At 65.0% G+C, this 12,294-nt stretch carries 12 protein-coding genes; all 12 read right to left on the reverse strand.

The features are described 5' to 3' along the window. Positions 1-107: 107 nt before the first annotated feature. Complete coding sequence (locus CDA09_RS12060; RefSeq protein WP_121428912.1) at positions 108-1,466, reverse strand: MFS transporter; 1,359 nt, start codon at positions 1,464-1,466, stop codon at positions 108-110. A 97-nt stretch (positions 1,467-1,563) separates the two neighbouring features. Beyond that, positions 1,564-2,280: an ABC transporter ATP-binding protein gene (locus CDA09_RS12065; protein ID WP_121428914.1), complete on the reverse strand. Its 717-nt coding sequence runs from the start codon at positions 2,278-2,280 to the stop codon at positions 1,564-1,566. Next, complete coding sequence (locus CDA09_RS12070) at positions 2,273-3,034, reverse strand: ABC transporter ATP-binding protein (protein ID WP_121428916.1); 762 nt, start codon at positions 3,032-3,034, stop codon at positions 2,273-2,275. Before CDA09_RS12070 ends, CDA09_RS12065 begins: the two co-directional genes overlap by 8 nt. Next, positions 3,027-4,004, reverse strand: a complete 978-nt coding sequence (locus CDA09_RS12075) for a branched-chain amino acid ABC transporter permease (RefSeq protein WP_174718438.1) — start codon at positions 4,002-4,004, stop codon at positions 3,027-3,029. The genes CDA09_RS12070 and CDA09_RS12075 overlap by 8 nt, the downstream gene beginning before the upstream one ends. Position 4,005: 1 nt before the next feature. After that, the gene (locus CDA09_RS12080; RefSeq protein WP_121428917.1) at positions 4,006-4,872 is read right to left on the reverse strand and encodes a branched-chain amino acid ABC transporter permease; all 867 of its coding nucleotides are present in this window, start codon (positions 4,870-4,872) and stop codon (positions 4,006-4,008) included. 180 nt (positions 4,873-5,052) lie between these two features. Continuing rightward, complete coding sequence (locus tag CDA09_RS12085) at positions 5,053-6,240, reverse strand: ABC transporter substrate-binding protein (RefSeq protein ID WP_121428920.1); 1,188 nt, start codon at positions 6,238-6,240, stop codon at positions 5,053-5,055. Positions 6,241-6,301: 61 nt separating this feature from the next. Continuing rightward, on the reverse strand, positions 6,302-7,903 hold the full coding sequence (locus tag CDA09_RS12090; RefSeq protein WP_121428921.1) for a benzoate-CoA ligase family protein: 1,602 nt from the start codon (positions 7,901-7,903) through the stop codon (positions 6,302-6,304). A gap of 58 nt (positions 7,904-7,961) precedes the next feature. Continuing rightward, complete coding sequence (locus CDA09_RS12095; RefSeq protein WP_121428923.1) at positions 7,962-8,708, reverse strand: SDR family NAD(P)-dependent oxidoreductase; 747 nt, start codon at positions 8,706-8,708, stop codon at positions 7,962-7,964. A gap of 156 nt (positions 8,709-8,864) precedes the next feature. Next, positions 8,865-9,998, reverse strand: a complete 1,134-nt coding sequence (oah, locus tag CDA09_RS12100; RefSeq protein WP_121428925.1) for a 6-oxocyclohex-1-ene-1-carbonyl-CoA hydratase — start codon at positions 9,996-9,998, stop codon at positions 8,865-8,867. A gap of 35 nt (positions 9,999-10,033) precedes the next feature. After that, positions 10,034-11,101, reverse strand: a complete 1,068-nt coding sequence (gene had, locus CDA09_RS12105) for a 6-hydroxycyclohex-1-ene-1-carbonyl-CoA dehydrogenase (RefSeq protein ID WP_121428927.1) — start codon at positions 11,099-11,101, stop codon at positions 10,034-10,036. Positions 11,102-11,276: 175 nt separating this feature from the next. Beyond that, on the reverse strand, positions 11,277-12,056 hold the full coding sequence (locus CDA09_RS12110; RefSeq protein WP_121428929.1) for an enoyl-CoA hydratase/isomerase family protein: 780 nt from the start codon (positions 12,054-12,056) through the stop codon (positions 11,277-11,279). A gap of 44 nt (positions 12,057-12,100) precedes the next feature. After that, positions 12,101-12,283: a hypothetical protein gene (locus tag CDA09_RS12115; RefSeq protein WP_121428930.1), complete on the reverse strand. Its 183-nt coding sequence runs from the start codon at positions 12,281-12,283 to the stop codon at positions 12,101-12,103. Positions 12,284-12,294: the final 11 nt, after the last annotated feature.

A 12,294-nucleotide genomic window follows, 5' to 3' on the forward strand; every position in this document is an offset into this window, starting at 1 on the left:
GGTTAGTGTCCCCTGCCGCTCCCGTCCACGCAATCCCCGGGCGTGCAATCTCATGAAACGCCGGATTGTCGCCCGCCCCGACTACGGGGCGGGCCTGACGGGCAGCCTTACTCGGCCACGACGCCGATTTCACCGGCAAAGGCGAGCGGCTCCTCTTCCTCGGGCGCGTGCGGGGCGCTGCGGGCCACCAGCGATACGGCGAGTGCCGCAATGGCGCCGGGAATGGCGAAGAACAGGAAGTTGAAGTGCAGCGGCATCGCCATCGCGAGCAGCGTGCCGCCGACGATGGGGCCGAGGATCGCGCCGCTGCGGCCGACGCCGGAGGCCCAGCCGATGCCGGTCGAGCGGATCGCCATCGGATAGAACTGCGCCGCATAGGCGTACAGCAGGATCTGCGAACCGATCGTGGTCGCCCCCGCCAGCGCGACGAGGACGTACAGGACCTCGGTCGGACTCTTGTAGCCGAGCAGGCTGATCGAGGCTGCGCCGATCACGAAGAAGATCGTCAGCACGGTCTTCAGGTGCAGGCGATCCGCCACGACCCCACCGCCGACGGCGCCAAAGATGGCACCGAGATTCAGCACCAGCAGGAAGGAGAGGCTCGAGCCGAGCCCGTAGCCCGCCTGCGTCATCAGCTTCGGCAGCCACGACGCGAGCGCGTAGACCATCAGCAGGCACATGAAGAACGCGACCCAGAACATCAGCGTGCTCAGTGCGCGGCCGTGCTTGAACAGTGCCACGAGCGGGACGTGGCCGGTCTTGCCCGTCGGGAAGTCGTAGCGGTCACCGGGTTGCGGCACGAAGCTTCCTTCGACGCGCGCGAGCAGGATGGCGGCCTCGCGGTCGCGCTTGGCGTGCAGGAGGAAGCCGATCGATTCGGGCAGCAGGTAGATGATCGCGGGCAGCAGCAACAGCGGCAGGGCGGCGAGGAAGAACACCGAGGACCAGCCGAAGGCCGGGATCAGGTAGATGCCCAGTCCTGCCGACAGCATCCCGCCCACCGAATAGCCGCTGAACATGATCGCGACGAGCGTCGTGCGCAGCTTCTTCGGTGCGTACTCGGTCATCAGGGCGACGACGTTGGGCATCACGCCGCCGATCCCCAGTCCCGCGATGAAGCGGCAGACCGCGAACTCGGTGACATCGCGCGCGAAACCGTTGATGAAGGTGAACAGGCTGAACAGGGTCACGCACACCGCGATCACCTTCTTGCGCCCGAAGCGGTCGGACATCGGACCGAAGATCAGGGCGCCGAACATCATGCCGAACAGCGCGTAGCTGCCGAGAGTGCCGGCCTGGATCGGCGTGAGGTTCCATTCCTTCATCAGCACCGGCAGCACGACGCCGTAGATCACGAGGTCGTAGCCGTCGAAGATGATGATCAGGGCGCACCAGAACAGGACCTGCCAGTGGAAACGATTGAAATTCGCCTCGTCGATCAGTTTGTGTACATCGATGTTTCTCATGCTGCCGTGTCTCCGTGAATCGTTGTAATACCGCGCGGCCCCCCGAGGAGCCGCGCGGTTGGGTGATGCTTCAGTGGCGGTTTATGGTGGTGGGCGGTCAGCTCACGCCCAGGTGCTTATGCAGCACGTCGGGGTTCGCGCGTAGTTCGGCGCTGCTCGCCTCGTGGGCGACCTGGCCTTTCACGAGAATGACGTTCCGGTCGGAAATCGACGTCACTGCCGCATGGTTCTTGTCGATGACGATGGTGGCGATGCCGGTGGCGCGGATCTGGCGGATGATGTACCAGATCTCCTTGGCGATCAGCGGCGCCAGGCCTTCGGTCGCCTCGTCCAGGATCAGCAGGTCGGGGTTCGTCATCAGCGCGCGGCCGATCGTGAGCATCTGCTGCTCGCCGCCGGAGAGCTGGTGGCCGCCGTTGGTGAGGCGTTCGCCCAGGCGCGGGAAGGTGTCCAGCACGCGCTGGTAGGTCCAGTCGCGGCGCCCGTCGACGCCCGGCTTCGCGGCCATGAGCAGGTTCTCGCGCACCGACAGGTTCGGGAAGATCCCCCTGCCCTCGGGCACGTAGGCGATGCCCTTGCGCGCGATCAGGTAGGGCCGCGCGCCGGTCATCGACTTGCCGCGCACCGCGACGCGGCCGTGGCGCGGGCGCACGTGGCCGAGCATGCTGCGGATCAGCGTCGTCTTGCCCATGCCGTTGCGCCCCATCAGGCCGACCGTTTCGCCGCGGCTGATGCGGAAATCGATGCCGTGCAGGATGTGGCTCGTGCCGTAGAAGGAATGCAGCCCTTCGGCTTCCAGAAGGATGTCACTCATCGTCGGGTTCTCCTGCGCCGAGGTAGGCTCCCTGCACCGCCACGCTTTCGCGGATCTGCTCCGGCGAGCCGCTCTCGAGCACCTGCCCGGTCACCATCACGGTGATCACGTCCGCGACGGCAAAGACGGCGTCCATGTCGTGCTCGACGAGCAGGATCGCGTGGTCCGGCGTGAGCTTCTTCAGCAGCGCAACCATCGCCTGCGATTCCTCCGGTCCCATGCCGGCGAGCGGCTCGTCGAGGAGCAGCACCGAGGGGGCGGTCGCGAGCACCATCGCGATTTCCAGCTGGCGTTGCTCGCCGTGGCTGAGCGTGCCGGCGACGACGTCGCGCCGCGCAGCGAGCCCCGCCTGCCCGATCGCCTTGTCCGCGGCCTCGCACAGGTCGGCATAGCCGGTGGCGTGCGAGAAGATGTGCAGCGCCCGCGGTGTGCGCGACTGCGCGGCGAGGCGGCAGTTCTCGAACACCGTGAAGCCGGGGAAGATGTTGGTGCGCTGGTAGCTGCGGCCGATGCCGTTGCGCGAGCGTCTGTCCGGACTCCAGCCCGAGATGTCCTGCCCGCGAAGGAGGATCTGCCCGCCCGACGGCGGCAGGTCGCCCGAAAGCAGGTTGATCAGCGTCGACTTGCCCGCACCGTTGGGCCCCAGCACCGCGTGGAGCACGCCCTTGTGCATGTCGAGCGAGACGTCCTTGTTCGCGTACAGGCCGCCGAAGCGCCGCGACAGCCCGCGCGCGGAGAGCACGAGTTCAGCCATTACGGGCACCTCCTCCGATCAGCAGCCCCTTCAGGCGTCTGGGCAGGCTGGAAAGCCCGCCCGGCAGGACCATCACCACGGTGACGATCACCGCCCCCATCAGCAGCTGCCAGTGCTTCGTCAGCGCGCCGAAGACTTCCTGCAGCACGACGAACGCGAAGGCGCCGATCGCCGCGCCGTTGAGCGTGCCCATGCCGCCCAGGATCACCATCAGCAGCACGTTGCCGGACTGGTGCCAGGAGAGGATTTCCGGGGTGACGAAGCCGAACTGGCAGGCCGAGAGGAAGCCGGCCAGTCCCGCGAGGCCGCCTGCGGTGACGAAGCCCGCGAGCTTGTAGAGAAAGACCGGGAAGCCCAGCGACAGCATGCGGTGCTCGTTGCTCTTGATGCCTGCCAGCGCGTGCCCGAGCGGCGAGCGCAGCAGCACGCGCAGGAACACGTAGGCGACGACCAGGAAGGCGAGCACGACGTAGTAGAACTGCATCGGCTCGTTGAGGTCGAGCAGCACTTTCTCGCCGATGCGCAGTTCCGGCTTCACGTTCAGGAAGGCGCCGTCGGAACCGCCGCCGAGCGGCGTGTCGTGGAAGACGAAGTAGATCATCTGCGCGAACGCGAGCGTCACCATGATGAAGTAGATGCCCTTCGTGCGCAGCACGAACAGCCCCACGACGAAGGCGACCGCGGCGCCGGTGAGGATCGCCCCCGGCAGCACGAGCCACAGGTTCCCCGGATCGTACTTCGGCGACAGCAGCACGACGCTGTAGGCGGCAACGCCGAAGAACGCGGCGTGACCGAAGCTCACCAGGCCGGTGAAGCCGACCAGCAGGTCGAGGCTCATCGCAAAGATCGTCATGATCATGATCTTCGCGATCAACTCGTTGTAGTAGGTCGAGCCGAAGATCGGGAACAGGGCCAGCACCAGCAGCACCAGCGGGAGGTAGTTGCGCTTCTTCTTGGCGGCCAGCGGCATGTCAGATCCTCCGGAAGATGCCTTCGGGCCGCCACAGCAGCACCGCGGCCATCAGCACATACACGGCCAGCCCCGCGTAGTCGGGCGCGATCACCTTGCCGAAGGTGTCGGTCAGGCCGATCAGCAGCGCCGCGACGAGCGCGCCCCACACCGATCCGACGCCGCCGATCACGACGACGACGAAGCAGATGATCAGCACCTGGTTGCCCATGCCCGGATACACCGACGATACCGGCGCCGCGAGTATCCCCGCGAAGGCCGCGAGCGTGACACCGAGGCCGAACACGATGCGGTAGATCAGGTCGATGTTGATGCCCAGCGCCTGCACCATCTCGCGGTTGGAGCTGCCCGCGCGGATCATCATCCCGAGCCGCGTGTAGCGGATCAGCCAGTACATGAGCGCGGCGAGCAGGATGCACACGCCGGACATGAACAGCCGATACACCGGGTAGCTGAGGGTTTCGCTCAACTGGATCGATGCCGACAGGAGCTCGGGGATCGGCACGCCGTGCACGTCGTCACCGACGATCAGGCTGCGCAGTTCCTCGAAGATGAGGATCAGGCCGTAGGTCAGCAGCACCTGGTCTAGGTGGTCGCGCTTGTAGAGCCTGCTGAAGAGCCCCCATTCGAGCAGGAAGCCGATCAGCGCGCTGAGCGCGATGCCAACGATGACGGCCACGAGCAGGTTGCCCGACAGTGCGGTCAGCGAGAACGCCATGTAGGCGCCCATCATGTAGAAGCTGCCGTGGGCAAGGTTGATGATGCCCATGATGCCGAAGATGAGCGTCAGTCCGCTGGCCACCAGGAACAGCAGCAGGCCGTACTGAAGCGCATTCAGCAACTGGATCAGGAAGGTCGAGAAATCCATCGCCGTGTCCCTCCGGGCGCAGCTCGCGCCCGCGTGAAGGTGAGCCGGATCGGGCGCGCGCCGCCACGAGGGCGAACGCCACCTGAAGAAGCAGTGGTGCCGCGCCGGCGGGGCGTGTACTGCGCGGGGGCGTCCCTCTACGTCGCGCCCGCGCACGCCCCGCCGGGGCTGGCAACCGGGTTACATCCGGCAGCCGCGCGCCGGATCGGCCAGCGCCTTCGCGGCGACCGAGATAACCTTGTTCTGCTTGGCCTCCACCTTGCGGAGATAGATGTCCTGCACGGGGTTGTGCGCCTTCGACAGCGTGAAGCGCCCGCGCGGACTGTCGATCGTCGCCTTCTCCATTGCCGCGACCAGCCCCTCGCGCTTCGTGACGTCACCGCCGACCCCAGCAAGTCCCGCCGCGAACAGCTGCGCCGCGTCATAGCCCTGCACGGCATACACGTCCGGCTGCATCCTGAACGCCATCGCGTAGGCGGTGCGGAAGGCCTTGTCCTTGGCGATGTCGAGCCCGTCCGCGTAGTGCAGCGTGGTCAGGATGCCTTCGGCGGAATCGCCCTGCGCTTCCAGCGTGCCGTCGGTGAGGAAGCCCGAGCCGTAAAGCGGGATGGTCTTCTTGAGACCGGCGGCGTCGTAGTCCTTCACGAACTTCACCGCGCCACCGCCCGCGAAGAACACGAACACGGCGTCGGGCTTGAGCGCGGCGATCTCGGTGAGGTAAGGCTGGAACTCGACGTTCGGGAACGGCAGGTACATTTCCTTCACGACCTTGCCGCCCGCTTTCTCGAACGCCTCCTTGAAGCCCGCGACCGACTGCTCGCCGAAGGAATATTTCCAGCTCAGCGTGACGACGTTCTTGTGCTTCTTCTCGGCCATCACCTGCCCCATCGCGTAGGCAGGCTGCCACGCCGAGAACGAGGTGCGGAAGATGTTGGGCGAGCACAGCGGGCCCGTGATCTCGTCCGCGCCGGCGTTCGGGACGATCAGCAGCGATTTCGTCTCGCGCGCGACGCGCGTCATCGCGAGCGCCACGCCCGAATGCACGGTGCCGATCAGGACGTCGACGTTGTCGCGCTTGATCAGCTTGTTGGCATTTTCGGGCGCCTTCGCCGCGTCCGACTCGTCATCGACGGTGAAGTACTCGATTTGGCGTCCACCGAGCTTGCCGCCGCTCTGCTCCACGGCAAGCTTGAATCCGTTGGTGATCGCGTTGCCCAGCGACGCGTAAGTCCCGGTGTACGGCAGCATCAGGCCGACGCGGATCTTGTTGGCGCTCTGAGCAAAAAGCGGTGCTCCGGGCAGGGCAAGCCCACCCGCAATACCGGCTGTGGACAGCAGGAAACGACGGCGATTGAATCCTTGCTCCATTTCACACTCCTCCTTTGGTTAGGCCGCTTGAGCGGCTCTACTTATGAGTGCGCTGCGGGATCTACGCCCCTGACAGCGTGCGCAGCTTGAATCGCTGGATCTTCCCTGTCGCCGTTTTCGGCAACTCCTCCACGAATTCGAGCCAGCGCGGATACTTGTATGGCGCAAGCTTGGTCTTCACGTGAAGCTTCAGCTCATCCGCAAGATCCGCCGCAGGCATGCGGCCCGGTTTCAGCACGACGAAAGCCAGCGGCTTGATCAGGCCATCATCATCGGCCTTTCCGACTACTGCCGCTTCTAGCACTGCAGCATGAGTGATCAACGCCGATTCGACTTCGATCGGCGAAACGTAGATGCCGCCGACCTTGAGCATGTCGTCGTTGCGGCCGGCGTACACGAAGTTGCCGTCCGCATCCTGGCTGTACTTGTCGCCGCTGCGCATCCAATGGCCGATGAAGGTTTCGCGGCTTTTCGCGCGGTTGTTCCAGTACAGCGCAGCAGTGGTGGGCCCGCGCACCTGCAGCTCGCCGGCATCGCCCGGTTCAACCTCCTGCCCGTCATCGCCGATCAGGCGCAGTTCGTATCCGGGCACCGGCTTGCCGCTGGTGCCGTAGCGCACGTCGCCTGCGCGGTTCGACAGGAAGATGTGCAGCATTTCGGTCGACCCGAGTCCGTCGAGGATCTCGACGCCGAAATGCTCGGTCCAGCGCTTGCCTACTTCAGCCGGCAGGGCCTCGCCGGCCGAGGAGCAGCGGCGGATCGACAACTCTTCCCGCCCGGGGAGCGCCGGGCTGGCGAGCATCGACGCGAACAAGGTCGGCACTCCGCAGTAGATGGTGGGCTGATGCTGGCGCAGCACGCGAAAGACGGCGTCCGGCGTCGGCCGTTCGGCCATCAGCACGGCGGTGGCCCCGGCCGCGAACGGGAAGGTGAGGCCATTACCGAGGCCGTAGGCAAAGAACAGCTTCGCCGCCGAGAAGATCACGTCATCCTCGCGCACGCCCAGGATCGGCTTCGAATACAGCTCCGCGGTGTGAATGAGGCTGGAGTGCAGGTGCACCGTACCCTTGGGCGCACCGGTCGAGCCGGACGAATAGAGCCAGAAACAGGGGTCGTCGCAACAGGTGGGCGCCGCTTCGTAGGGCGGACGGGGTGCGGCGATGAGTTCGTTGAAATCGAGATGACCGCCGCGTGTCCCCGCATCGCCTCCGGACACCATGACGTGCTTGATGAAGGGGCTGGCTTCGATCGCACTGGCGAAAGCCGGCAGTACACCGGACGACACCACCAGTCCGCGGGCCCGGCTGTCGCGCAACATGTACGTATAGTCGGAAGCCGTCAGCAGCGTGTTGACCGGAATGGGCACCACGCCCGCCTTGATGCAGCCGAGGAACGCGGTCGGGAAATCGACCGTGTCGAGCAGGCACAACAGTACCCGCTCTTCCATGCGAATGCCCATTTCCCCGAGGGCATGGGCGAAGCGGTCGATGCGCTCGGCGAGCTCCGCATACGTGTAGCTGCCCGCCTGGTCGATGACCGCGGTCTTGCCGCCCCGCCCTGCACGCAGATTGCGCTCGATCAGGTCGTGCGCGGCGTTGTATTCGCGCGGGATCGTGATTCGCGGCGGGCTGACGCTCTGATCCGCGACGCTTAGCTCTGCCATTTTCTCCTCCTCTCCTTGTCGTTCGTGTCGGTCTGGCATCTCCTTGCGGCGGCGGAATCTAGTGAATCGTCATTCCACCGTCTGCTGCCAGTATCTGTCCTGTCACGTAGCTCGCCGCGTCCGAGGCGAAGAACACGAACACCGGCGTGATCTCCTCCGGCTCCGCCCAGCGTCCGAGCGGAATGCGGTCGAGGTACTTTTCCTTAAAGCGTTCGTCCGTGCGGATCGTCTCGGTCATCGGCGTGGCCGCCCCCGGTGCGATCGCATTCGCGGTGATGTTGTAGCGCGCGAGCTCCTTCGCGGTGCTCTTGGTCATGCCGAGCACGCCGGCCTTGGCCGCGCTGTAGTTGATCTGCCCGATCGTGCCGAGCACGCCGGCGGTGGACGTCACGTAGATGATGCGCCCGTACTGGCGCTCGATCATGCCGCCGACCACGGCCTGCAGGCAGTTGAATGCCCCCGTGAGATGCACGGCGAGCACCTGATTCCACTGGTCCGGGGTCATCTTGTTGAGCATCGCCGTGCGCGTGATGCCGGCGTTATTGACGAGGATGTCGATGCGGCCCCACTGCGCGTTGACCTTGCTGGCCATCGCCTCGACCTGTTCGCGATCCGCGACATTGCATGCCACGCCGATCGCCTGTCCGCCGGCCTCGACGATCTGTCCGGCCACGCGGTCCGCCGTTGCCTGATCGAGGTCGATCACGGCAACCTTCGCCCCCTCTTTTGCATAGGCCTTCGCAACGGCCGCCCCGATGCCCTGCCCCGCTCCGGTCACGACTGCGACCCTGTCTTTCAACTGCATGCGAGTCCCCTATCACTGCATGGCGGTCGTCGATCCGCCGGTGAACTGCAATGCTCCCCCCGGTAGCGAAAAGGCCGGGGTGGGAAGAGACGGCCGATGCCGCATCCACCACCCCGGGAAGGGAGAGACCTTATGAAACGTTTAGCCGCCCAGGCATCAGGCCTTGGGCTTCGCCAGGACCTGCTCGGCGAAGTTGTCGTCGAACATGGCGCCTTCGGCGACGAGTTGGCGGAACTTGATGAAGTCGATGACGTCCTTGCCGGTCGCCTTCTTGTTGTTGAAGGCGGTGAAGCCGAGGTACGCCTCGTGGTTCATGTTGGCCGCGAGCCAGTGCCGGTTCGCGAGCTTCATCTGATCCCAGAAGAACTTCTTCTTGCCGCGGATGCCGTCGATCGACTTGATCAGGCACTGCGGGAAGAGGTTCGTGAACTTCCACACGAGCGCATTGACTTCCGCGTCGAGGCGCGAGAAATCGGTCGTGCATTGGCCGATCAGCTCCTTCGCCGCCTGGACCTTGTCGGCCGCGACCGGCTCGCCGTACACCAGCTCGCCGTCATCGACGTAGGCATCGGTGCGGACGAGCGGGTTGCGGACCCATTCGCCGCCCTTGCTCTTCAGCACCGGCACGACCTTGGTGATGAGGTTCTTCGACTTCATCTTGTACGCGCTCCACGGCTCGCACGAGATGCAGTTGTACATCGCGTCTTCCATGTTGAGCATCCACGGCAGGAAGTCCGTGGAGCCGCCATCCGGCGCGCTGCCGTGCTTCGGGCCGGCCTGGCCGAACACCGCCATGTCGGACGTGATGGTGATGTCCGTGGCCATGCCGATTTCCTGGCCGCCGCCGACGCGCATGCCGTTCACACGGCAGATCACCGGCTTCTTGCAGTTCAGGATGCCGTCGACCATGGCGTTGAACAGGTCCATGTACTCGCCGTACTCGTTCGGGCGGCGGGCATAGTAGGAAGCGTATTCCTCGGTGTTGCCGCCGGTGCAGAACGCCTTGTCGCCCACCGCGGTGAACACCACCGCGGTGACCGTGCGGTCCCCGGAGGCGCGCTGGAACCCGGCGATGACGCCCTTGACCATCTCGGTCGTGTAGGAGTTGTACTGCTTCGGGTTATTGAGAATGATCCACGCGGAGTACAGGCCCGGAACCTGATTACCCTGCGGGTCCGTCACCGGACGCTTTTCGAAGATGACCGAGGGCGCCTCGGTGCCGAAATGCTCGTGACCGAGCAGGGCGTGATCCTTGGTTTCGTTGTCGCGGGGCAGCCAATCGAGTGCCATGAGATGTCTCCTGTTTTGTCCAGTGGTGTGCGTGATCAGAAATCGGGCGTCAGGATGACGCGCCGCTTGAGCTTGCCGTGGTGCGCCTCGTCGAACACCTGCTCGATCTGGCTCATCGGACGCGTCTCGACGAAAGGCCCGAGCTTGATGCGGCCGTCCAGGCACATGTCGCGCACGGCGGCGTAGCGGTCCGGCGGGCAGCCCCAGGTGCCGATGATCTCGGCATCGAAGGCCATCAGCTTCGACAGCATGTAGTTCGTCTCCGCCGTGCCATAGCCGACGATCACGAGCTTGCCGGTGAAGGACAGCAGCGACAACGCGAGCTCCTGGCCGGGCTTGCTGCCGGTGACCTCGAAGATCTTCCAGCCGTAGTTCGACGGCAGGCCGCGCTCCTTGCAGAAGCCCTTGAACAGCTCCTTGACGTCCTTCGCGCTCTTGTCCTTCGGGTTGATGATGAAGTCGGCCCCGAAGTCCTTCATCATCGTCAGTTTTTCTTCGTTGATGTCGATGCCGATCACGGCCTTCGCGCCCATGCCCTTCGCGGTCTGCACCATGAAGCTGCCGACGCCGCCCGCGGCGCCGATAACGATCACCAGGTCGTCCTTCTTCAGGTCGGCGCGCACCGCGGCCTGGTAAGGGGTGGTCACCGCATCGGCCACGACTGCGAGATGCTCGAGCGGCGTGCTGCCGCGGTTCTCGACCACGCACAGGTACTTCGACTGCGCGACGATGTGGCTCGAGTAGCCGCCGTAGATGCCCATCGAATTGCCCGGCATCTTCTGCGACAGGCAACGGTTGCCGCGGCCCGTCTTGCACAGCTCGCACTCGCCACACGGGATCACAGCCGGCACGATCACTTCCTTGCCGATCATCGACGGCTCGCCACCGATCACCGTGCCCGAGATCTCGTGGCCCAGCGACAGCGGGGGCTTCTGCACCGTCGGCACACCCATGTAGTAGTACGACAGGTCGGTGTGGCAGACGCCGCAGCCGGCGATCTTCACCACGACGTCGCCCGGGCCCAGCGCGGGCATCGGCACACGGGTCTTCTGCAGCTTGCCCGGCTCGGTCATCTGCCAGGTATCGATGAATTCAGGAATCACGCTTCGTCTCCCACTGTTCTATTAATTCGCTCAACAACAAGGTCATTTTCTGCACGATTCACGAGAAGCCACGCAGCAGCTCCCGTCGAGGCGTGTTTCGTGCCGAAGCGTCCGCTTGTGCCAACGAGGCGCGGAACACGCCTCGACGGGAGCGGGCCGCCGGCACAAGCGCCGGTCAGCTGTTCTTCCACACCGGCTTCCGCTTCTCGAGGAAGGCAGCCAGCCCTTCCTTCGCGTCGTCGGTGTTCATCAATTCCTTCAGGTAGATGTTCTCGGCGGTATCGAGCGCCGCACCGAACGGCTTGTCCGCCACCGCACGGATCGTCTTGCGGGTGCTCGCCAGTGCTGCACGGCTAAGTGTCAGGAACGGAGCGACGAAAGCCTGCACGTCGGCGGCGAACGTCTCCTTCGCAAACACCCGGTTCACCAGCCCGATCGCCTTCGCCTCGTCGGCGCCGATGTTCTCACCCCCGAGAAGCAGTTCCAGCGCACGCGCCGGCGGCACCAGGCGCGGCAGCAGCACCGCGGCGATCGGCGGGAACACCGCCAGCTTGATCTCGGGCTGACCGAACTTCGCGTTGGAGGCCGCGACGAGCATGTCGCATGCGATCCCCACTTCCATGCCGCCACCCAGAGCCACGCCATTCACCGCGGCCAGCGTCGGGATCGGCAGCTGCTGCAGGCGGCGGAAGATGCCGTGGAACACCTCGATCATGCGATCGACCTTGTCCGGCGTGTGGTCCGCCACCTCCACGCCGGCCGAGAAAGCCTTCTCCCCCGCGCCGGTGATCATCAGCAGCTTCACGCTGTTGTCCGCAAGGCAGCGGTCCAGCGCGACGTTCATCTCCTCCATCGTCGGGATGTCGAGGACGTTGAACGGCGGGCGGTTGATCGTCAGCGTCGCCAGGCCGTCGGCCACGCCGTAAGTGATGAACTGGAATTGCGCACTACTCATCTCGTGTCTCTCCTCGTTCTCGTTCGTTTTGCGCGTTTCGTACTTCAGTTCTCGTTCTTCATCTGCAGCCGGTACGAGCAGACCGCGTCGCAGTCCGCGCAGCACACCTCACCGTCGCAGCGGATGTGCCACAGATCCGCGCCGCAATTCGTGCACCGGCACTTGGCTTCCGGCTTGACGGCCGGGCGGATTTCTTCCGCCGACCAGAAATCGATGACCTGTCCCATGGCGGCCTCCG

This window comes from Azoarcus sp. DN11 (assembly GCF_003628555.1).
Lineage (GTDB): Bacteria > Pseudomonadota > Gammaproteobacteria > Burkholderiales > Rhodocyclaceae > Aromatoleum.

Excerpts from the sequence above, each read along its gene's own strand:
- CDA09_RS12115 (WP_121428930.1), bottom strand. The coding sequence starts at position 12,283 with ATGGGACAGGTCATCGATTTCTGGTCGGCGGAAGAAATCCGCCCGGCC.
- oah (WP_121428925.1), bottom strand. The coding sequence starts at position 9,998 with ATGGCACTCGATTGGCTGCCCCGCGACAACGAAACCAAGGATCACGCC.
- CDA09_RS12110 (WP_121428929.1), bottom strand. The coding sequence starts at position 12,056 with ATGAGTAGTGCGCAATTCCAGTTCATCACTTACGGCGTGGCCGACGGC.
- CDA09_RS12070 (WP_121428916.1), bottom strand. The coding sequence starts at position 3,034 with ATGGCTGAACTCGTGCTCTCCGCGCGCGGGCTGTCGCGGCGCTTCGGC.
- CDA09_RS12060 (WP_121428912.1), bottom strand. The coding sequence starts at position 1,466 with ATGAGAAACATCGATGTACACAAACTGATCGACGAGGCGAATTTCAAT.
- CDA09_RS12090 (WP_121428921.1), bottom strand. The coding sequence starts at position 7,903 with ATGGCAGAGCTAAGCGTCGCGGATCAGAGCGTCAGCCCGCCGCGAATC.
- CDA09_RS12095 (WP_121428923.1), bottom strand. The coding sequence starts at position 8,708 with ATGCAGTTGAAAGACAGGGTCGCAGTCGTGACCGGAGCGGGGCAGGGC.
- CDA09_RS12065 (WP_121428914.1), bottom strand. The coding sequence starts at position 2,280 with ATGAGTGACATCCTTCTGGAAGCCGAAGGGCTGCATTCCTTCTACGGC.
- CDA09_RS12085 (WP_121428920.1), bottom strand. The coding sequence starts at position 6,240 with ATGGAGCAAGGATTCAATCGCCGTCGTTTCCTGCTGTCCACAGCCGGT.
- CDA09_RS12075 (WP_174718438.1), bottom strand. The coding sequence starts at position 4,004 with ATGCCGCTGGCCGCCAAGAAGAAGCGCAACTACCTCCCGCTGGTGCTG.
- CDA09_RS12080 (WP_121428917.1), bottom strand. The coding sequence starts at position 4,872 with ATGGATTTCTCGACCTTCCTGATCCAGTTGCTGAATGCGCTTCAGTAC.